This is a genomic window from Streptomyces sp. LS-MS-L19, assembly GCF_058382285.1.
In genome coordinates this window covers 17,471-38,669 of record NZ_JBYCLL010000001.1, presented here as the reverse complement: position 1 = coordinate 38,669, position 21,199 = coordinate 17,471, and the positions used below count along the sequence as shown (strand labels likewise).

Annotated in this window: 13 protein-coding genes and 1 tRNA gene; 8 read left to right on the top strand and 6 right to left on the bottom strand. The window is 70.8% G+C overall.

Translation table 11 applies throughout. The annotated features are described in order from the left end of the window. The first annotated feature begins 408 nt into the window (after positions 1–408). The 3 genes from AC2XR2_RS00170 to AC2XR2_RS00160 all read left to right on the top strand — a co-directional run bounded on the left by AC2XR2_RS00170 (position 409) and on the right by AC2XR2_RS00160 (position 5,321). Positions 409–2,346, top strand: coding sequence for an RICIN domain-containing protein (locus tag AC2XR2_RS00170; RefSeq protein WP_491513814.1), 1,938 nt, complete (start codon positions 409–411; stop codon positions 2,344–2,346). Positions 2,347–2,603: 257 nt separating this feature from the next. Next, positions 2,604–3,296, top strand: coding sequence for a hypothetical protein (locus AC2XR2_RS00165; protein ID WP_491513813.1), 693 nt, complete (start codon positions 2,604–2,606; stop codon positions 3,294–3,296). Between the two features lie 264 nt (positions 3,297–3,560). Then, complete coding sequence (locus AC2XR2_RS00160; protein ID WP_491518379.1) at positions 3,561–5,321, top strand: S8 family peptidase; 1,761 nt, start codon at positions 3,561–3,563, stop codon at positions 5,319–5,321. Positions 5,322–5,506: 185 nt separating this feature from the next. Here AC2XR2_RS00160 and AC2XR2_RS00155 read toward each other — a convergent pair whose 3' ends face one another. After that, positions 5,507–5,956: a DUF2690 domain-containing protein gene (locus tag AC2XR2_RS00155; RefSeq protein WP_330269469.1), complete on the bottom strand. Its 450-nt coding sequence runs from the start codon at positions 5,954–5,956 to the stop codon at positions 5,507–5,509. A 395-nt stretch (positions 5,957–6,351) separates the two neighbouring features. On the opposite strand from AC2XR2_RS00155, the gene AC2XR2_RS00150 reads away from it, so the two are divergent. Beyond that, positions 6,352–7,476 carry a helix-turn-helix domain-containing protein gene (locus AC2XR2_RS00150; protein WP_491513812.1) on the top strand — a complete coding sequence of 375 codons (1,125 nt, stop codon included), beginning with the start codon at positions 6,352–6,354 and terminating at the stop codon, positions 7,474–7,476. 101 nt (positions 7,477–7,577) lie between these two features. Here AC2XR2_RS00150 and AC2XR2_RS00145 read toward each other — a convergent pair whose 3' ends face one another. The 5 genes from AC2XR2_RS00145 to AC2XR2_RS00125 form a co-directional block, all read right to left on the bottom strand. Continuing rightward, the gene (locus tag AC2XR2_RS00145; protein WP_491513811.1) at positions 7,578–8,222 is read right to left on the bottom strand and encodes a TetR/AcrR family transcriptional regulator; all 645 of its coding nucleotides are present in this window, start codon (positions 8,220–8,222) and stop codon (positions 7,578–7,580) included. Between the two features lie 28 nt (positions 8,223–8,250). Beyond that, positions 8,251–8,655, bottom strand: a complete 405-nt coding sequence (locus AC2XR2_RS00140) for a PaaI family thioesterase (protein WP_491513810.1) — start codon at positions 8,653–8,655, stop codon at positions 8,251–8,253. Between the two features lie 186 nt (positions 8,656–8,841). Then, on the bottom strand, positions 8,842–10,365 hold the full coding sequence (locus AC2XR2_RS00135) for a hypothetical protein (RefSeq protein WP_491513809.1): 1,524 nt from the start codon (positions 10,363–10,365) through the stop codon (positions 8,842–8,844). Between the two features lie 88 nt (positions 10,366–10,453). Then, a complete protein-coding gene (locus AC2XR2_RS00130; protein ID WP_491513808.1) occupies positions 10,454–11,440 on the bottom strand; it encodes a hypothetical protein in 987 nt (328 codons plus the stop codon). Between the two features lie 294 nt (positions 11,441–11,734). Then, on the bottom strand, positions 11,735–12,226 hold the full coding sequence (locus tag AC2XR2_RS00125) for a hypothetical protein (RefSeq protein ID WP_491513807.1): 492 nt from the start codon (positions 12,224–12,226) through the stop codon (positions 11,735–11,737). 168 nt (positions 12,227–12,394) lie between these two features. Between AC2XR2_RS00125 and AC2XR2_RS00120 the strand changes: the two genes are divergently transcribed. The 4 genes from AC2XR2_RS00120 (at position 12,395) to AC2XR2_RS00105 (ending at position 21,155) form a co-directional block, all read left to right on the top strand. Continuing rightward, positions 12,395–12,466: transfer RNA gene (locus AC2XR2_RS00120), tRNA-Pro, on the top strand. Between the two features lie 3 nt (positions 12,467–12,469). Next, complete coding sequence (locus AC2XR2_RS00115) at positions 12,470–14,770, top strand: hypothetical protein (RefSeq protein WP_491513806.1); 2,301 nt, start codon at positions 12,470–12,472, stop codon at positions 14,768–14,770. A gap of 248 nt (positions 14,771–15,018) precedes the next feature. Then, positions 15,019–18,285 (top strand): FtsX-like permease family protein, encoded by a 3,267-nt coding sequence (locus AC2XR2_RS00110; protein WP_491513805.1) that lies wholly within the window; start codon positions 15,019–15,021, stop codon positions 18,283–18,285. 35 nt (positions 18,286–18,320) lie between these two features. Continuing rightward, positions 18,321–21,155 carry a hypothetical protein gene (locus tag AC2XR2_RS00105; protein ID WP_491513804.1) on the top strand — a complete coding sequence of 945 codons (2,835 nt, stop codon included), beginning with the start codon at positions 18,321–18,323 and terminating at the stop codon, positions 21,153–21,155. Positions 21,156–21,199: the final 44 nt, after the last annotated feature.

The following is a 21,199-nucleotide window of genomic DNA, read 5'->3' as shown; positions in this document are numbered from 1 at the left end:
AGACAAAGTGCCAGCGGCCGAGTTGGGTGAGGGCTGCGCCGTAGTAGCGGACGTCGGGTAGTTCACGCCAGTCACCGCGGTGATCGCGCGGGTAGCCGCGAACCACCGGACGTGGGGCCGACCTGCAACGCGGTGCACTCCCAGACATGTGATGTCTCTCGGCAGATAAATCAACCTATCCCTCACTTTTACGGTGATAGTCGACGTATTGAAGGCAGGATTCATCCCTGCACGCCCGTTGACAAGTACGGGTCACATGGCGGAACTTCATGCGTAACCACCCGGCACCCGAGCCCCAGTAGTTCCCCCGCCGCTCGTGCGCCGTGCACGTGAACGAAGCAGCAGCCCACAGCCCAGCAGCAGCCCACAACCCGGGGCGCCCAATTCCCCTGGAGTAGGAGCGAGTCCATGTCCTCAGGAAAACTGTCGCGTCGCACGCTGCTGGGTGCCGCCGGCGCCGCTGTGACCGCGACCGCTCTGCCCGTCGCCCCTGCGCTGTCACCTCTGTTGACGGAGGCCGCCGCCGCCGACGCCCAGACGAATCTCAGCAACTTGGCGAACATGCGGTTCGGCATGTTCAACCACTTCAATCTGGGGACGTTCACGAACGAGGAGTGGGCGGCCCCGAACCAGAGCCCGACACTCTTCGCTCCCACGGCCGTGGACTGCGCACAGTGGGCTGCCGCGGCCGCCGCGGCGAAGATGAGCTACGGCGTACTGACCACCAAGCACCACGACGGCTTCGCCCTGTGGCCCAGCGCGTACGGCACGCAGAACGTGGCGAACAGCTCGTACAAGCACGACGTCGTGCGACAGTACGTCGACGCGTTCCGGGCCCGGGGTCTGAGAGTGGGTCTGTACTACTCGATCTGGGACCGCACCTACAGTGTGCAGGCCTACGACACCCGTCACGGCGTGCCCGCCGACCAGGTGATCCAGCCGGCCGACCTGACCTTCATCCTGAACCAGATCACCGAACTGCTGACCAACTACGGCACCATCGACCTGTTCGTCACCGACGGCTACGCCTGGCAGATGGGTCAGCAGGCGATCTCGTACCAGCGCGTTCGGGAGCATGTGAAGTCGCTCCAGCCGGACATCGTCATGATCGACCACGGCGGGTTGTCGGTGCCCTTCCTCGGCGACGCGATCTATTTCGAGGAGCCCTTGGGCGTCACGGCTCCGGCGGGTAACACCTATGCGGCTCTGCAAGGGCAGACCGTGAGCAACGGCTGGTTCTGGCACCCTGACACGCCGACCACCGATCCCATCAGCAAGGCGGCGATCCTGTCGCATCTGGCTGATCTCGAACCGAAGTACACCTCGTTCATCCTCAACTGCCCGCCCAACCGCGACGGCAGGCTGGACGACAACATCGTCGCTCGGCTCGCCGAGGTCGGCGCCGCGTGGAGCCCGAACAACTCGCGCCCGCCCCTGCCCGCCCAGATGCCGCGGGCGGAACACCCGGTGACCCCGGTCAGCGCGTACGCAACGGGCTTCCACACCGGTGAGGGACCCATGAGGGCCATCGACGGGCTCAGCGACAAGGGCTTCGAGACCTGCTGGTCCACCTGGAGCCTGACGCTGCCCCACTCCGTCACCATCGACCTGGGCGCTGTCTGGAGCAACATCTCCACCCTCGAGTACCTCCCCAAGCAGTGGAACCGCACCGACACCACCGACGGCGACATCACCTCGTACACCATCTCCACCAGCACCGACGGCACGAACTTCACGCAGGTCGCCACCGGCACCTGGACCGGCGACCGCGCCACCAAGGTGGCCGAATGGCCGGCCAGGAACGCCGGGTACGTCCGGATCCAGGTCAACTCCGCGACCGGTGGCTACGCCAACATCGGGGCCCTACGGATCGGTGGCCGTACCGCCGCACCCGCACTGGTCTCGTCGGTCCTGCCCGGCGACGGCACGGTCTACCGCATCGTCAACCGCAAGAGCGGCAAGGTCGCCGACGTGTACAACTTCGGCACCGCCAACGGAACCAACATCCAGCTGTGGCCCTGGCTGAACAACACCGCTCAGAAGTGGACCTTCACCTCCACCGGAGACGGCTATTACAAGATCAAGAACGTCAACAGCGGCAAGCTGATGGAGGTGGCCGGACTCTCGCGGGCCGACGGCGGCAACGTCTCCATCTGGGCGGACGACAGCGTCCCGCAACAGCACTGGGCGGTCACCCCGACCGGCGACGGCTACTACTACCTGACCAACAGGCTCAGCGGACTGGCGCTCAACGTCGACGCCGGCCAGACCGCCGACGGGGCCAACATCAACCAGTTCACGTACAACCGCGCACCCGAGGAGCAGTGGCAGATCATCGCGGTCTGACGGCGGGTGGGCCCTGGCGATCGGGAGCTGCGAGGCCTTCCTGTCGGATGGTCGCCGCACCCTCGGCCACGCCATGTACGCGCGGCAGCCGGATCCACACCATGGATGCTCGGCTGCCGGGCGGCAGCGGCCTAGGCGTGAGCAGTTGTCGAACCGGTTGCCATGCGATCCGGATCCGGTTCCCGTCCACTGGCGGCTGTCGATCGAGATCGTGAGCAGGTCACTTATGATCATCGCGGACGGAACGCTCACTCGCGGTGAGCGATGATCCCACCGGCTTGGGGCCTGCCTTGATCAAAGAGTCGCTTCAGGAACTCATGTCGACCGCGTTCGGTGGCTGGACGCCGGACGACGGGTGCGTGGATGCCGAAGTCACGGCTGTCGGGGACCGCTTGGGGATCAGCCTGCCGGACGCTCTGCGTGACTACTACGCCGCCGCGGGCCGGCACCCGGAGCTGATGGGCATGGGCGGCCACGAGCACACCCTCCGGGTGATGGTTCCCGCGCACCTGCGTGTCGAGGACGGACACCTGGTCTTCTGTGGGGAGAACCGATGGCCCGCCCAGTGGAGCGTGCGCCCGGATGACGCCGACTTCTCCGACCCCAGGGTCCATGGCCGAAGCGAGCCGGGCGGTAAGTGGTACAGCGAATGCCGGAGACTGTCGTCCTTCCTGATCAATGTCGCCGGCAGGCAGGCCGTGAGGTCGCTGCCGCACCAGGCCACCTGCCGGATCCGTGAGCAGCAACTGGGGGTCGTCGAGTCACTGCTCAGCTACGTCGGGTCTCGTGAGACGCAAAAGGGCGGTGACTGGCTGAGCTTCGTCGACCCATCGCGACGCATCCTGGCCAGTTACTCCTACAACACCGGCACTTTGCGGGTCGCGGCCGTGGACCACACCGCACTCGCGTCTCTGCACGAGCGTTCAGGTCTGCCACTCAAACCGGCGTGACGCCGGGAAACGGCTACACCCACATGTACGCGGGCGGGCTCCGAGGATCCGCGTCCCTCCCGATGCCCGCAGTGCGTCTCTTTTCAGCCATGCCCCTATGACCTCTCTGCACGGAAAGGTACTTCCGTACAAGGGCATGCACCTGACATCTTGCACCGACCACTCGTTTCGTACGTCCCGACAGGTGCCCTCGGCACTGCCGGGCCGTCTCCGGAGGACGCATTGATACCCCACATATCCAGCCGCCGCCCCAGACGCACGCTGGTGCTGGCGGCCACGCTCGGCGCCGCCCTCGCGTTCGGCGCCCCCGGCGCCCTCGCGGGCACGCTCCCCGTCGTCCCCTCCACCGCGCCGGCCGCCAAGACCCACGCGCCGGCCGCCGTGCCCGCATCCCAGAGCGCCGACTGGGTGGCCGGGACGCGCGCCTTCCTCGTGATCACCGCCCCCGGTGACAGTTCCGCGGTCCGCTCGGCGATCACGGCCAACGGCGGCACCGTCTTCTCGAACTTCGACGCCATCGGCGTGATCGTCGCCCACTCGGCGTCCACCACCTTCGCCGCCACCATGCGCGGCGTCGCCGGCGTGCAGCAGGTCGGCGCCACGCGTACCTCGGACGTCCCGGCCGCCGCCTACGACCCGGCGCTCCCGCCCAATCCGGCCCAGGCCTCGACCCCGGCCGGCGAACCGGTCCGGGCCGACATGAGCCAGATCAAGGCCGACCAGGCCTGGGCCGTGAACCCCGGCTCCGCCTCCGTCAAGGTCGGCATCCTGGACACCGGTGTGGACGACCAGCACCAGGACCTGGCGCCCAACTTCGACGCGGCCGACTCGGTCTCCTGCGCCTACGGCAAGCCCGACACCCGGGCCGGCGCCTGGCGCGACGTGGACACGCACGGCACCCACGTGGCGGGCACCGTCGCCGCGGCCAAGAACGGCAAGGGCGTCGTCGGCGTGGCACCCGGGGTGAAGATCGCCGCGGTCCGGGTCGCCGAGCCGGGCAATTCCTTCTTCTTCGCCGAGAACACCATCTGCGGCTTCGTCTGGGCCGGTGACCACGGCTTCAAGGTCACCAACAACAGCTATTACACGGACCCGTGGCAGTTCAACTGCCCGGACAACATCGACCAGGCCGCCATTATCGAGGGCGTCAAGCGCGCCCAGGAGTACGCCGAGAGCAAGGGCTCCCTCCAGATCGCCGCCGCGGGCAACGAGAACTACGACCTCGCCCACAAGACGACCGACTCCGCGAGCCCGAACGACTCGACCCCGGTCACCCGCACCATCACCAACGCCTGCCTCGACATCCCGACCGAGCTGCCGGGCGTGGTCACGGTCGCCGCCAACGGCACGGGCGTCACCAAGGCCTCGTTCTCCAACTACGGTCAGGGCGTCATCGACGTCGCTGCACCGGGCAGCAACGTGTACTCCACCGTCCCCGGCGGCGGCTACGGCAGCAAGAGCGGTACCTCGATGGCCACCCCGCACGTGGTCGGCGTGGCGGCGCTCCTCGCGAGTGCCAACCCGGGCATCACCCCGGCGCAGCTCCGCGCCAAGCTGGCCGAGCAGGCCAACGACATCGCCTGCCCCTCGGACAGCCGCTGCACGGGCACGACGGCCAACAACTCGTTCTTCGGCGAAGGCCAGGTCGACGCCCTCAAGGCCGTCGGGACCACCCCGCCGCCCGGCAAGTACTTCGAGAACCTCGCGGACTTCGCCGTCAACGACAACGCGACCGTGGAGAGCCCGATCGCCGTCACCGGCGTGACCGGCAACGCCCCGGCCACCCTCAAGGTGGGTGTGGACATCAAGCACACCTACATCGGTGACCTGAAGGTCGACCTGGTGGCGCCGGACGGCACCGTCTACACGCTGCACAACCACACCGGCGGCAGCGCCGACAACATCGCCCAGACCTACACCGTGAACGCCTCTTCCGAGGTCGCGAACGGCACCTGGAAGCTGCGCGTCAACGACAACGCCGCCTCCGACACGGGCAAGATCGACGCCTGGAATCTGACCTTCTAGCGCAGGGCCCGCCAACACCCGCGTACCGCCGGGCATTGACGCCCGGAGGGGCTGAGGACGTAGGCCGTCGAATCGCGGATCAAAGCAAGCCAGTTCGGCCCGAGCAGCTGGAAGGCATGCCGCTCGGGCCGAACTACGCGAGGCGGCGGCGTACATCAAGAAGACGTCGAGCCTCGGCAGGAAGTTCAGTAGGAGGCCGTACGCCCCTCGTAGATGCGGGCCCCGCTGTCCCACATTCCCTTCGTGTACGACGTGACATTGGCGTCGTTGACCATGCGGGTGTAGCAGTCGGTGTCGCCGTTGGGCACGGAACAGGAGTACTCACGCCCGTCGCTGTTGCGGTGCACCGTGGCGTACGGGGTGAACTGGTCCCGCGTGTCATAGCCCGCGTTGGATATACGGCCCCAGGCGGCCCGGCAGCTGGGGCTGTAGCGGAGTTCGAGCAGCGCCTGCCCGAGCTTGGTGCTCTCCACGGTCCGCGCGTCGCCCTGGCAGTAGACGGCCGGGTCCTTGCCGTCGCAGGCCGACCCCGAGCACGCGGTGGCGGCCGCCTGCGCCGGGGTCGCCGCGAGCAGTCCGCCGCCTGCGAGCAGGATCGCGACCGCGGCGCGCGCCCAGGTCGTGCTGTTTCTCATCTGTTCTCCCATATCCGTAGCGCGTAGTTGAGCCAGTGACGGCACCTTCGTCCACACACCCACGGGGTGAGGCGAACGACGTGGAAGGCACCGACGGCGTCACGGTGGCGGGCCCCGCCGAATCGAACAAGCGGAATGGTGACGCTGGGGACGCTGACACTCTCACTCACCCTCTGAGCTGCGTGTTCCTCGATGGCCTGGGAGGCGCATGGGACGCGGGCGGAGCAACCCTCGGCATCCGGAGCGATCAACTCCCCGCCTGGCCGGGCAAGTTCTGGCACATTGGACCGCCGGGATCGTGACCACGTCCCCTGCCGACGAAGCATCGGGCCGTCGGCACGCGCCGACACGCCGCCAGGACGGGCGAGCGTGTTCGAACAACAGGGGGGTTCTCCATGAACCAATACAGTGAGGCTGAGCGGCTCGCCGCTCAGCTGCGTGCGCTGAAGGAGAGATCGGGGCTCAGCTACGACGCTCTCGCGCAGCGAGCCGGCATCAGCCGTTCCAGCCTTCACCGTTACTGCGCGGCTTCGTCGGTCCCGCAGGACTACGGCGTCCTGCACCGCATCGCCACCGCCTGCGGCGCCGCCTCCGCCGAACTGCGCGAACTGCACCGGCTGTGGGCTCTCGCCGACGCCGAACGCGAGAGACGGGTGCCGCAGGAGGAGCCCGGTGAGGAAGCCGCCCCCGCAGCCGCGGTATCAGCCGGCGCTGACCAGGAACCCGCCACCGTATCCCGTACGTTGCCCACCCAGGGCCCTGCTTCCGCTCCCGGCAACCAGGAGCCGACGCCAAAGCGTGGTCAACTCCCGGCGAATCGTAGGGCCATTGCTCTGACCGCCGTGGCCGCCGTCACCGTTCTGGGGACCGTCGGCTGGGCCATGTCCCTGACGTCAGGCCCCGATGAGAAGGCGGAGAAGTCAGACTCACGAACCCTGTTCTCCTCCGTCTGCTCACCCGTCGTGAGCATGGGCCAGCACGACGAGTGCGTCCGCGAAGTACAGACGCTGCTCGATCGGCATGGCGCCGACATCGACGTGGACGGCGACTTCGGTCCGCAGACACTGCGCCGAGTGACGGCTTTCCAGGTCATCACCGGCCTCCCGCCCAACGGCGTCGTCACGACAGCCACCAAGACGGCGCTCTACGAGTCGAAGGCCCGCATGGACACCTGGTCGCCGGAGGAAGCCCGCCGGCGTATCCGCGAGGTCTTCGCCGAAGCACCGGACGACGCCGTCGCCATCGCCGACTGCCAGTCCTTCCTCGACCCGCTGCACATCCTGCCGAACACCAACGGCAGCAGGAACTGGGGCCTTTTCCAGATCTCCGACACCCGGTTGCGTGAACTGGGTGGCACTCCGCGTAAGGCGCTGGACCCCGAATGGAACATCCAGGCCGCCGAACGGCTTTGGTCCCGCGACCGCGACTTCCACGACTGGCCGCACTGCGAGCGCGCCCTGCGAACCAAGGCATCGCCCTCCCCGTCCTCGGCCTCGCCCACGGCCTCGGAGAAGAACTGACGGCGGCGAACGGGCCGGGGTGAACAGGGACTCCACGGTGGTGCCACACTCGGGGCGCCGTGACTAGAGGCCCTCTTGACGCACCCCGGCGCTCTCCTGGTTCAGTCTGACGCCGTCATGGCCGCCATCGAGGGCGGAGCCGCATGAGACGCGGTGAGGAGAGCGCCGTGGACGACTGAGGACGCAGTGCGGGCGACGTAACGGCCGGTGTCCGCAGGCCATGCGTCACGTTCCTGGTGGATCAGGAGGGACACCGCGCCGTGCACGCCGGAACACAGCAGTCTGGTGGTCTCGGTCGCGCTGTCCACCGGCACGCCTGCGTCACGGCAGGCTGTGACCTTGTCGCGGAAATAGCGGAAACACGCGTCCTCGTTGTGGCGGCTGGCCTCGGTGGCTTCGCCGTCCATCACGAGGCGGTACTGGGCGGGGTGCCGGAGCCCGAAGGCGACGTAGGCGACACACGTTTCGTAGAGCGCCGTCACAGGGTCCGAGACCCCGCCGGACACGGCTTCCAGCTCGATGAACAGTGAGCTCCAGACACGCAGGCACGTGGCGTGGACGAGTTCCTGCTTCGAGGCGAAGTGGAGATAGACGGCCGGCGGAGTGACCCCGGCGCTGGTTGCCACCGCACGGATCGTCAGGGCGCCGGCGCCACCGTCTTCGAGGATCCGGCCGGCGATGTCGAGCAGATGGTCGCGCAGCAGGCCGCCCTGGCCTTTGGCGGCGCGAGTGCGGGACCCGGTCATGAAGGGGAGCCTCCGTGGGAGGGCGCCATCATGAGGTCTTCGGCGCGACGGCCGTGACCACTTGGGTCACCCGGGCGCACAGTGCGCCTTCGGCGTCGTGCACGTCGATCTCGACGACGGTGTTGCGGCCCACCCGCAGGGGCCGTGCCGTCGCGACGACGTCGGTGCGCGCCGGCCGGAGGAAGTGCGTGCTCGATTCCACGGTGGCCGGAGCGGCACCGGCCGGACCGTTGAGCGCTGCGCACACTGCACCGCACACATCGGCGAGTCCCATCAACGCCCCGCCGTGGAGCCCGCCTCCGACCGTCGACAGGGACAGATCGTGCGCCAGCGTGGCTCGAACTCCGTCCGCCCTCATCTCGTCGAACACGACCCCCAGCGTCTTGGCGTACGGCGCGAGGGCGTACACGTCATCGGCGGCAAGTAGGGACACGGCTGCTCCGATCTGAGTTAGTGCAGTTAAGTTATCGACGTTAACTCAGCTCGTCAATCGGGGATCGTGGACGAAGTGCGGAAGGTGCTGAGCTTTCTCGACCAGGAGGGCGTGGCCCACTCCGCCGATCATGGCTGAGGCGCGACCCCCGTCGTCGAGAGCCCAGGTCAGCTGGTCCAGACAGACTCAGCGCCGGACGGCCGCCGGCACGGTGGCGGCGCCGTCCAGGCAGTGGTCGAGGAGTGCGTGCATACGGGGAACGGGCAAAGCCGGGTTGGACGCAGCGCCCTCGGCGGTGTGGGGGTCGGTCAGGAGGGGCTCCAGGGCATGCGGTGACAGGCTCGCGTTGGCGGCCGCTGCCTGGCGCACCGACGCGTCGGGGTCCTGCACCGGGGGGTCGGACAAAGCGGGATCGGCGGCCGCCAGGGTTCGTATTTCGGCATCCGGGTGATCGATGAGGTGGGCCCAGCCGGTACGGGGGAAGGTGGGCAGGTCCAGCAGGTGTGGACGGTGGGCCGGGCGGGTGAGGAAGACATCCAGGAGGAGGCGCGGCGGAGCCAGTGGGTGGTGGCAGGCCAGCCTGATCCTCACCTCCTCGTCGTCGTCCTGTGCGAGGGCTTCGGCGAGTTCCGCCGGCAGCCCCGGCCAACTGGCCGCAACCCGGCGGAGCACCGCTTCCTCGGACACCGCACAGGAGGCGAACCAGTCGGGCGACGGCCCGACAGCCGGGTCGACGTGCGCATCGGTGAACGGCTCGCCGATCGGACAGGTGCAGTCAGGACCGTGCCCGATGACCTGGTCGATCGCCCTGTACTCCGCCCAGGTGTGGGAGAAGGGGTGGAGGCGCGCGCACGTCCGCACGTACTCGACCGGGTCCGACCTCAACTCCGCCACCAGGTCCGGTCCCACGTCGGGCCGGACGGCGACCGACGCGCGGACCTCCGCGTCGCGGTGGCGCGTGAGCCGGACGAGGGCGTAGGCCGGGGTGTGGGGGTTCCGGGCCATGGGGAGCACCGTGCCGTCCGCGAAACACTGTTCGACGAGCGCGGGGGACAGAGCACACGTGCCGAACACGAATGCGTTGCGCGGGCCGAACGACGGCAGTCTGGCCTCCACCCGTTCCGGCTCCAGCGCCCAGTTCCTGTCCTGCGCCGTTTCCCGGACGCCGTCGTCCGGATCGTCGAGCAGCGCCGCCCGCTGCGCCGGCGTGAGGGACTCCCACCTCCATGTGGCCACGGTCCGTAGTTCGGGTTGTGCGTGGCCGGCGACGGAGCGGAAGAAGGACAGCGGGATCTGCCGGGACGACTCGAGCTCCGCGATGATCTCCTTCGCGGTGAGCCTGTTGTCCTCGCCTCCGTCCTGCGCCAGCAGCAGAGTCACGAGGATCTCGTCCGGCAGCGGTCGGACCCGTCGGGGCCAGTCTCGGGGGCCCGAGGCGAGCCGCGCGCGGACGAGCCCCGACGGGTCCGACGCCAAGGGGGCGAGCCGCACCGGGTCGACGTACCGGTTGCGGGCGAGCGCGCCGCGGATGACTCCGGACGGATGGCGCAGGGCGGCGTCGATGACGGCGACGGGCAGGTCACGGCCCTCGCACATCAGCGGTCCGGCGTCGCCGGCCGCTGGATCCAACAGGCGTATGAGCACGTCGGCGGGCGCTGCCGGATTGAACGCGAGGCCGCGCAGCCAACGTTCGCGCAGAGAGTCGGACATCGCGTCATCCTGTCAGCTCGCTGACGCCTGGAGGGGGCCGTGGCGGGCGAGGAGCAGCCCGAAGTGCTGTCCTGTCCAGCCCACTTCGTCACTCTGCCCGTGCCTCTGCCTCTGCGACCAGCGCAGCGAGAGCTGTACGCAGTGCGGCCAGTTCGGCCGGGGTCGGATCGGCCGGTTCGTGCGCCACCAGCGCAGCGGGGTTCAGCACAGGAGTGGTCCCCGCAGGACCACCAGGTGCACCAGTGGCGTTGGCAAGGAGCGAGCTCACGTCGGGCGGCGGGGTGCCGAGGCCGTCGCTGAGGCGCCGTAGGGCGGTCCCGAGCGGGGGCCGCGGGAAGGGGAAGTCCGCCGGGAGCAGCCCGGCCTGTTGGATGTGGTCGTCCCCATGGAAGTCCAGGCCCCAGTCGTCCCAGCCTGGCAACGGCCAGTCGTGCACGCCGGCCACGGTCTGCACGGCCCAGAGCGAGACGGTGCGGACCTGCGGGTCGAAATGGACACCGCCATACGGCATGTCGGTGAGCGGGGGAGTGGCCGGCGACGCAATGAGCAGGTCGATCAGGCCGGGGCCGCCGGCGATGTGCTCGATGGGCTCACCGAAGCTGCCCCACGCGCGAACACTTCCGTCAGGGAGGCGCAGGGAGATGACGGACCAGGGCTCGGTGCACTCGGTGTCCGCGAACCAGGACGGTTCGAAGGTCTCGAACCAACCCGGGGGACGGGTCAGATTCCTGCCGAGGCCCAGGTGATGTGTCAGGTCACCCATGCCGTCGTGCGCAAAGCGGACGTCCCAGCCGGGCCAGGTCCGGGCCAGTACGGCGCGGGCGGCGGTGTGGTCGGCCCAGCTGTCCGCGAAGGCGAACCACAGCAGCATTCGACGGTCGTGGTCGACGAGCGCGGCACCCTCGCACCACACGTCGTCGAGCCAGTGGTCGATCTCCCGGTTGGCGCGGAAGCACCGTGTCGCCGCGGCCGGACCGGGCAACAGGTCGTCGACGACCCGGCCGGCGGCCCAGTGCGAGTAGTACCGCTGCCAGGCGCCGTCCTCGACCACCACGTACTGCGCTCGTGCTCCCATGACCGGCGAGGCTAGCCCCGCTGGGCGACGTAGGACGAACGCATTTCGGGCGTTCGGCTCGGAGGTCCCTGGCGGATCGGCGAGTGTCTTTCAGGTGGCCTCCTGGTCCGCCGGACACCCGATCGCCGCCCCCGCCGCACACGTGGCCGCCCCCGACGCGCGATGCCCACCTTTGCAGGACACCCTTGTCCCACCTACCAGGCCGTCCGCGCCTGCATTCCCGCCCTGCGCGCCACACCACCTGCTCCGAGACCTCGACACAGTGACCGCCGGCCGTCTGTGGAATTGGCGACGTCAAGCCGCGTGCTTGTGCATCACGTCGAGGAAGTGCCGGTCACGGCGCGCAACATGGTTGTCCCGCCCAGGCAGACTGAAGACCGCGCAGGCGTCGGCGGGTTGGGTCAGGATGCTCGACTGCTCGCCGAAGGTGAGAGTGCTGTTGACCGCATGCCGGCAGCCGGCGCCATCGAGGGCGCCGATCAGGTCTTCGCGAAGGACGGTGGCCTCGAACGACTCGGATTCAGGCAGAACGAGCGGCGGAAGCTTGACCGTCGAACCGGGCCAGAGGTTGATCCAGATCCCACTGACGGCCCGCTGAGTGACCACCAACTGCAGCCCGTCCCACGAGTAGGGGTAGCCGTCGATATCGGGCCCCTTCAAGCGGTGGGCTGGATGCGGGCGCCCCGGTCCGAGCAGGTCTTCAGCCTCAGCCAGAGACATTCCACAACTCAGGGGACCGATCCGGCCCGTGCTGGAGAAGTCGACGAGTACGTCCATCAAGGTCACGCCGGTGACTGTGACACGCTCCCGAGCTGGTCCGCACCCCGATATCAGCCCGATGCCGAGCTTGCTCCGCCGCCTTGTCGGACGGCGACGAGCCCCCGGGGCGGTCCTTGGGAAGACCCCAAATCCAGTTGAGCCCCGCCCGCCCCCGCAGCTACTTTCGGAGCTCATCGGCGTGTAGCTCAGCAGGAGAGCACCGGGCTCGGGACCCGGAGGGCGCAGGGGCGGAACCTGCCACGTCGGCTTATGAACGACAACGCTGAGCAGCAGCCTCCTACCGCCACGCCCTCGTATGCCGCAGGCCAGTTGGCCAAGGCATTCAGGACCGCGCTGACCCACGAGGACCCCGACACCCGGCGTCGCGCCGAGGTGCGCGGGCAGCGCTGGCGGGAGGTCCTCGCCGGGATGGCCGCGGGCCGGCTCACGATCGGTTCGCGGACCCCGGTCGCGGGGCTCCCGGCCTGGGTCACCCCCGAGGTGCTGCGCGGCGGCTTCGCCACCGGAACCGCGAGCGCGGCCGGTCCGCTTCAGCCGTACGAGACCGAGACGGCCCGGAGCTTCGGGGTGCCCGCAGAGCGCCATGCGCTCTTCGCCCACTGCCTCACCGAACCCGGACTCACCTGGCTGTGGGCCCTGCTGGACAGCGGCCGCTACCGGATCGACGTGCCCGAAGAGGCGGCACTGCTCACCATGGCCTCGCTGGTGCGACACGGGGAGACGGACGCGGCGCTCGACCTCCTGGCGGAACTGGAGCCGTTCGCCGACCGGCTGCGCTTCCTGCCCCGTCCGGCGGACCGCCCCGCCCCAGAACCCGGCACGGCCGTACACCGGCACACGGTCCAGGACGCGGTCGTCACCCTGGGGCGACGGCGGCCGAACACGGCCGTCGAGACCCAGCGAGAAGCACTCACCGTCTGGCAGCCGTTCGGAGACGACCTCCTCGCACACTGGTTGCGCACGGCCGAGGAGGGCGAGGTCCTGGCACACGCCCCGGACCCCGACTGGCTGGCGCAGGCCGCGGCTCTGCTCGACCGCTACCGGCTGCTCGCCGCGGAACACACGCTCTGCACCAAGCACCGCAACCCCAAGGAGAACCTGGGCATCCTGCGAGGTGCGCTGGAGGAGGTCGTCGCCGGACGGCCGCTGGACGCGCGCCGGCTCGGCCTGCTGCGGCACGCGGTGCAGTCCATGGTGCGCCGACGCGGCCTGCCCGGCTCGCCCGGCCATACGGCCCTTCGCCGCAGCCAGGCCGCACAGGCGGAGCTGCCCTCCCACCACGCCCTCGCCCAGCTGGTGCTGCGCCGACTCGCCGACCTTCCGCAGCAGGAGGGCATCGCGGAGGTGGAGCCGCTGCTTCGCCCAGTGAGCGAGGAGGAGAGCCGGACGGCCGGGCTGCCCGCCGGGGCTGCCCTCCCGCCCGCTATCGGCCGGGTGGTCGTGTCCGCACTGAGCGCTCCGCTCGGCACCCTCGTCGAACGGGGTGTCGTCCCCTCCGCCGAGGTTCTGGCCGAACTGGTACCGCAGTTGGTCGCCGCCGCCACCGCGCGGGCGTACGACGACGAAACGCTGCGGGCGTTGATGACCGCCCACTACCGGGCGTTCCGCAACCGCCGGTCCCTGCTGCTGCTCGACCTGGAGCGGCAGGTGCGGATCGAGGAACTGCCGTGGGTGCGGGCGGTGTCCGGCCGCCGCTCCGCGGTCACGGGCACGTCGGACGGCGAAGGCGCACTGACAGTGCTGCAGCAGTTGGGCGAGGTGGCCGTGCAGGCCTTCCCGGGCACCATCCTGCCCAACCCGCTGGTCCGCGAACTCGGCGTGCTGGAACGGCAGTGCGGCCTGGGCGTTCCGTTCGTGGAGGAGCTGGCCGCCGACATCTTCATGGGCGAGTTCAGCCGGAAGTTCCTGACGGCGGCGCGGATCGCCGGTGACCTGCTGGGCGGCACGCTGTACGAGCGGTACTACGGCATCGACTACGAGGAGATCCGCGACCTGGCCATCGCCGAGACCGGCACGGCCCCGGCCCGTTCACGTCGTGCCCCGACCTCTCCCGGCTTCGCACGGCTGGCGGCCGGGCGAGTCGGCACGACGCCGGACTCCTGGTCGGTCGCCGCGAACGGCAAGGTGATCGAGCAGGCGCAGATCCTCACCACGCACAACCTCGCCACGCTGGTCCACTGGGTGGGCATCGCTCCGCGGCCCGGCTGGGCCGACCTGGCGCGCCGTTCATTCGTCACCGTGTGCCGGCTGACCGCTCGCGTCCACAACAATCCGCGCCCCTTGAGCACCATCAAGGATGCCGCGTACGCATGGCGCCAGATGCTGTTCTTCCTGTCCCTGTGCCCGCCCGAGGAGCAGCGACGTTTCGTCGCGGGCCTGAATGCGCAGACGGCCCGTCACCCCAGCCACGTCGAGACCCGACTGGCCCCCGCGCTCGCGGGCCTGGCCCTGGTCACCGAGGGCGGCACCTTCAACGACGACGGAACGGCGGACGCCGGCCGCAGCAGGCGCTTCCTGGGATGGAGCACCGACGGCCACTGGATGCGGTAACTCCTCCTGCGCGTGCAGGAGGCGTCACAGCATGCCGCGGTGCGCCGGCGGCCGTGGCCGCTCCAGCGCCCGGCCGCCAAGAGATCAGCAATTCTTGTGCCCTCGGGCGGATGCCTGGTAGGACTGTGCCGCGCCGTCACCGTCACATGTTCGATTCTGCGGGGGTTCATGTGGTCGCCACGGCCTTGAGGTCCTTACCGCGGCGACGCCCGCAGGCTCCGCGCCCGCCCCGGCAGCGGCTTCCCGTCGTGGTCAGGCAGGCCACGCAGCACGGGCTGGTGTGGGCCGCCGTCACGCTGACCGTGCTGCTGTGTGCGACGGCGCTGGCCGCGCTCGCGGCGCTGGCGGGGAGTTCGGTGCAGGCCGGGGCCGTGCGCAGGCTGGCTGCCGACCTCGACGCGCAGGTGAGCGTGAGCGCGTCCTTCCGGGCGCAGGGAATGGCCACCGCCGACCGGGACGTGCGGGCCGCCGCCACTCAAGTGTTCGCCGGGGTGCCGCAGCTGACGTATGTGGGACTGCTGGGCGCGTCGCCGGTCTCAGTGGCAGGGATCGACGGCGCGGGCCCTCCGCGAGGTCCCGGAGCAAGCGGGCTGCACCCGGTCGCGGTGCAAGCGGCGGGCAGGTTCGGGCAGTTGCTGGCCGGGCGATGGCCCGCCGGCACGGCCGACGCCCCGGCCGGCGCGTTCACTTCGCTTCCCGATGTGCAGGTCGCCACCGGCTCCACCGCCCCGGTGGAGACGGCTGTGCCCGAGGCGCTGGCCAGACGCCTGGACGTCAAGCCCGGTTCCGCTCTCCAGGTCCAGGACGCCTTCGGGCGCGCCATGACCCTGCGGATCACCGGCGTGTTCCGGGCGAGAGATGCCGTCGGGTTCTGGCCCGCGATGGCCGGCGACCTGGCCCAGGGGCAGACCGCCGACCAGCGCCTGCTGGTGGTCTCGGCATCCGCTCTCAACGGCAGCGCCGTCCTGAACGGCCAGTTGACGGCCCACTGGAGTGTGCAGCCGGACTTCTCCCGCATCGACGCGGGCAGCCTTCCCGGGCTGCACGACCGGCTGCGCGGCTTCTCCGGCAGCAAGAGCCGCATCTCGGTGTTCCGCGGGCGGGAGCCGTCGCTTGACGGCCTGGCGGTGAGTTCCGGTCTGCCGGGAGCGATCGAGGACCTGACGGTGCCGATGGTGGCGGCGCGGTCCTCGCTGTACCTGCCGAGCGTGATGCTGGCGGCACTCGCCCTGGCCACCATGGTGCTGGCCGCGCGTCAGTTGACCGTACGGCGCAGCGGCGAGCTGGCTCTCCAACGGGCCAGAGGCGCCGGCACCCCGCGGTTGCTGCGCGGCGCGGCGGCCGAGTGGGCACTGACCGGCGTCCCGGCCGCCCTCGCGGCCCCCTTCCTGGCCAGGCTGCTGCATCCCGGCGGCCAGGGCACCGGCGCGTGGGCGGCGGTGGGCCTGACCCTGCTGGTGCACGCCGCGGCGGTGCTGCTGCCCGTGCTGCCGTCGGCGCGGTCCAAGCCGCCCCGCGGCGCACGGGCCGCCGCCGCCCAACGGCTGGGCGCCGACCTGGCGTTGCTGGCCATCGCGACCCTCGGGTATCTGGAACTGCGGCGGCACCACTCGCTGATCGCCGGCCTGGGCACCGGCAGCGCGTCCGCGGACCCGGTGCTGGTTCTGGTCCCGGCGCTTGTGGCCGGCGCAGCCGCGCTCCTGCTGTTACGGCTGCTGCCGCTGACCGCACGTCTGCTGGACGTGTTCGCCCGTCGCAGCCGGGGCCTCGTCCTCGCGCTGGCCGGCTGGCAGGTGAGCCGGCGGGCCGCACGTAACGCGGGACCGGTGGCGCTGATGTGCCTGGCCGTGTCCGTGAGCACGTTCGCCACCACGGCACTGGCCTGCCTGGGCGGCCTGACGTGGGAGCAGGCCGCGTTCACCGTCGGCGCCGACGTGCGGATCTCTTCGTCCGGAGCCGACACCTACCCCTCCTCCGTACTGGGCACGGCCTATCGCGGTCTGCCGGCGGTGACCGCCGTGACACCGGTGACCCAGTCGCTGGTGACCCTGCCCGGCGGCGCCAACGCGGAACTGGTCGGCACGATCGGCGGACCCGCTCCCCGCACCCCGTCGCCGGTCACCTTCGGCATACCGCTTCCGGGGCGTCCGACCGCGCTGCTCGTGGAGGAACGGCTGAGCAGCGACGGCAGCCGTGCGGCACCGAGCCTGGAACTGACCGTGCAGGACGCGTCAGGCGTGGTCAGCACCGTGCCTACCCGTCTGCCCACCGCCGATGGAGCCCGGCACACCGTCGTGGTCCCCCTGGACGTGCCGCTGAGCGGCGCGCACCGCCGGGACTATCCGCTGACGGTGACCGCTGTCAGTGTCCTGCCACAGCCCGAGGTGCGTCCCGCGCGGCTGGACCTGGAAGTGTTCCGTGTCGGTGCGCGCGGCGCGGCCGACACCTGGGTCACCCGGCTGCCCGCGGGGCAGGTCTGGGCCGACGGCACGGACTACGCGGCCGAGGCCACCGCGGGTGCGTGCCGAGGAAAGCTCACCGGCAGCTACGGGCCCGGCACCCCCGGAGTGTGTTCGGTCGCTCCCGCCGGTTCCGGAATCCTCCGGACCACCATCAGCACCGGCATCCGCGCCTCCCAGGCCACCGACGACGTGATGGGCGGCCTGTCCACCGAGGACTACGACACCCGGCCCACCAGCCGGGTGCGGCTGGTGGCGGGCCCGTCCGGCCCGCCGGCACCGCTGCCGGTGCGCGCCGACGCCTCCACGTTGAACGAGGCCGGCCTGGACGTGGGCAGCACCACCACGCTGGAGCTGGGCGGTGCCCGTGTGGCCGCCAAGGTGGTGAGCCGAGTGGACTCGCTGCCCGGACTGGGCCGCGGTCAGGGGCATCTGATCGCCGACCAGCGCCAACTCGCCGCCGCCATGACGCGGGCCGGCGCCGACCTACAGGAGCCGGCGTTCTGGTGGCTCAGCAGCACCGACAGCGCGCGTACGGCCGCCGCGGCCGAGGAGCAGCCCGCGCTGGGCCGGGTCACCACCACGGCACGCACCGCCGAGTCCCTGCGGGCCGACCCGTTCCACAGCGGGCTGCGCCGGGTGCTGGAACTCGTCCGGTATCTGGCCCCTGGCTTCGCGGTCGTCGCCTTCACCGTGCACGCCGTGGTCTCGACCCGGCAGCGCCGCAAGGAGTTCGCATTGCTGCGGGCGATCGGTGTCCGCGCCGGACACCTGTCCACGCTGCTGGGCGCCGAGCAACTGGGTCTGACGCTGTTCGCGGTGGTCCCGGGGGCGCTCCTGGGCGTGGCCCTGGCATCGGCGGTACTGCCCCTGGTCACCGTGGACGACAGCGGGAAGGCCCCCTACCCCCCGCTGCCGCTGGTCGTCCCCTGGGGCGTGGTGGCGCTGACGGCGGTGGCGACCGCCTGTGCCATCAGCGCGGTCGTGCTGGCCCTGGCCCGGCTGCTGGCCCGGGTCAACCTGGTACGTGTACTGCGAGCGGGGGAGGACCGTTGAGCCGGGCGGCCGGACACGACCGACGAGAGCGGACCGTGACGAGCCCTGTGCGCGCGGGCGCGGCGGTGACGCGGCGCCTGATACGCCAGGAGGCGCGCGGCGATCTGCCGCTGCTGGCCTGTCTGACGGTGGTGGTCCTCGTCCTGACGACGCTGTGCGCCTGGATCCCCGCCTACGCGGGCGGCCAGGAGGACCAGGCACTGCGCCAAGGCGTCGGCGCCACGCAGAGCCAAGCGCCCCTGATCAGCCTGAGCACCACACCCGAGATCTTCGACACCGTGCCGCCCGCACTGGACACGGCCTCCCTGCTGGATGCGGGCCGCACCCTCACCGAGCACCTCAGCGGATCCGCCGCGCGGCACCTGTCCCTCGCCGGCGGCAGCTACGACTACGGCCAGGCGTCCCTGATCTCACCGCGGCCGCCCGGACCGGCCGACACCAGCACCCGGCTGACGGCCGGTCACCTGCCGTCCGCACGGACCCACCTGCGGTACGTCAGCGGCCACGCGCCGGCCGATCACACACCGCTCGGCAGCGCCCCGCAGATCGGCTTGTCGCAGGCCACCGCTCAGGCGCTCGGCGTCCGGGCCGGCAGCCGGCTGACCCTGGAGTTCGCCAAGACGCTCGGGGTGCAAGACGCCCCGCCCCGGGCGCAGTTGCAGGTGAGCGGGGTCTTCCGCGCGAGGGCCGGGAGCGACGACTTCTGGACCGGCCGCGAGACACTGGACCAGCCCGCACGCTACCCGGCCGAGCGCTCTGCCGGCACGGTCCTCGCCGTCCATGGCCTCCTCGGCCTCGACGCCGCCGACCTGCTGGCCGGCGCCGGAGTGGGCGGCCCACGAGTGACCTGGCAGCTGCGCACCGACCTGTCCGGCGCGGCGCTCGACCGCGCCCACGCTCTGACCGGGCCCCTGGCCCACTACAGCGCGGACCTCAGCGACGCCCTGTGCCAGGGAGTCGACCCGATCACCAGCGACATCAGCTGCCACATCAGAGGCCAGGCCACCGGCCCCCTGCTGGTGACCGACGCCCTGAGCCCGCTGCTCGACGCCTTCACCGCCCAGGACCAACAGGCAAGAGACCTGGCGACGTTCGCCGTGGACGCCCTGGCCGCGGTCGCGCTCGCCACCGTCACCGTCGCCGTACGACTGCTGCTGCGCCGAAGGCAGGCACACCTGCGCTTGCAGCGCGCGCGGGGCGCGTCCACCACGCGGCTCGTACTGCTGCGGTGCGCCGTGGCCTGGCCGGTGGTACTGATCGCCGCACTGCTCGGCTGGACGGCTGGAGTCACCCTCGCTCCCACCGGCACCTCCGGATCGCCGCAACCCATGACCGCGGCACTCGCCGCGGCGGTGGTGGCGCTGACGGTGCCGCTGATGACCTGGCACGCGGTCCGCGAGCCGCGCAGGCCCGCCCGGCTACGGCGCAGACGCCGCACCATCGCCGCCGGCCGTCGTGTGGTCCTGGAACTGACGGTGCTGACGACGACGGCGGCGGGCGTGATCGCCCTGCGCGGTCAGGGGCCCGACGGGCTGCTGGGCGCGGTGCCCGTGCTGGTCGCGCTGACCGTCGTACTCGTCCTGCTGCGGCTCTACCCGCTCTTGCTGCGCCCCGTGCTGCGGCAGACCCGGCGGGGCCGGGGAACGGTGGCCTTCATCGGGACCGCACGGGCCGCCCAGGACGCCCCGGCGACCGGACTGGCCCTGTTCGTCCTGGTACTGACCCTGGGGACGGCCGTGTTCGGCGGCCTCGTGCAGCAGACCATCGACGACGGGCTGGCCACGGGTGCGGCCTGGACCACCGGCGCCGACGCGAGCGCGAAGGTGGCCGGGACGGTGGCCCCCGCACCGGAGGCAGCACCCACCGGCATACGGACCGCTCTCCAGCACCTGTACACCCTCCAGTTGGCAGGACAGACCGAGGGCACGGTGGTCCCTCAGGTCGCCGTGATCACCGTAGATCCCCGGCAACTGGCCGCCGTAGCCCCGGCGTCGCCGCTGGCCCGCGCCCTGCTGTCCCGGCTGGCCACCCCGACGGAAGACCGGGCCGGTGCGCACGCCCCGCTCCCGTCCTTCCTCTCACCCAGCCTGCGGGCGAGCGAGCGCACCGGCGGCTTCACCACGACGATCGTCCCCAACGGGCAGCCCCCGAAAGACCTGACCTTCAAGCCGGTCGGCACCCTCACCACCGGACAACTACGGGACCCCCTCCTCGGCCCGGTCACCGCCCAGATCGCTGCCGGGACGCCGATGCTGATCACCACCGACAGAGCCGGGCAGTTGATCCCGCGGCAGGCCTCCGGAAGCACCGTCCTGCTCCTCAAGGACGACGGCTCCACCACCGCCCCGCCCGCAGCCTTGCGGTCGGCGGCGGCCAAAGCCCTCGGACCGACGGCCCGCATCCACATCCGCTCCCAGACGCTGAGCGCCCTGCGCGCGGACGGCCTGACGCAGGGGCTCGGCGCGATCTACACCACCAGCTGTGTCCTGTCCGCCCTGTTGGGCCTGCTCGCACTCATCCTGGAACTGACCCTCACCTCCCACGAACGCAGCCGCACCACCTCGTTCCTGCGCACGCTCGGCCTCGACGCCAAGCAAGCCGGGGCGCTGCACTTCCTGCAACTGCTGCCGCTGGCCCTCGCCTCGGCAGCGGGCGGCACACTGCTGGGGCTGCTCGAACCACGGCTCATGGCGCGGACCCTGGACCTGCGCCAGTTCACCGGCGGCCCGGCCCAACCCGCGCTGCGCACCGACTACTCACTCACCATCGCCCTCGTCGCCGGAGTGACGACGCTGATCCTGGCCGCTGCGCTCACCGAGACCGTCCTCGCCCGCCGACGCGGACTGGGAGGGGTACTGCGCCTCGTGTGAAGGCTCGGCACGCGTGGGAGGCCCGCGGGCGCCCTCGCCTTATA

Excerpts from the sequence above, each read along its gene's own strand:
- AC2XR2_RS00170 (WP_491513814.1), top strand. The coding sequence starts at position 409 with ATGTCCTCAGGAAAACTGTCGCGTCGCACGCTGCTGGGTGCCGCCGGC.
- AC2XR2_RS00155 (WP_330269469.1), bottom strand. The coding sequence starts at position 5,956 with ATGAGAAACAGCACGACCTGGGCGCGCGCCGCGGTCGCGATCCTGCTC.
- AC2XR2_RS00150 (WP_491513812.1), top strand. The coding sequence starts at position 6,352 with ATGAACCAATACAGTGAGGCTGAGCGGCTCGCCGCTCAGCTGCGTGCG.
- AC2XR2_RS00145 (WP_491513811.1), bottom strand. The coding sequence starts at position 8,222 with ATGACCGGGTCCCGCACTCGCGCCGCCAAAGGCCAGGGCGGCCTGCTG.
- AC2XR2_RS00135 (WP_491513809.1), bottom strand. The coding sequence starts at position 10,365 with ATGTCCGACTCTCTGCGCGAACGTTGGCTGCGCGGCCTCGCGTTCAAT.
- AC2XR2_RS00130 (WP_491513808.1), bottom strand. The coding sequence starts at position 11,440 with ATGGGAGCACGAGCGCAGTACGTGGTGGTCGAGGACGGCGCCTGGCAG.
- AC2XR2_RS00115 (WP_491513806.1), top strand. The coding sequence starts at position 12,470 with ATGAACGACAACGCTGAGCAGCAGCCTCCTACCGCCACGCCCTCGTAT.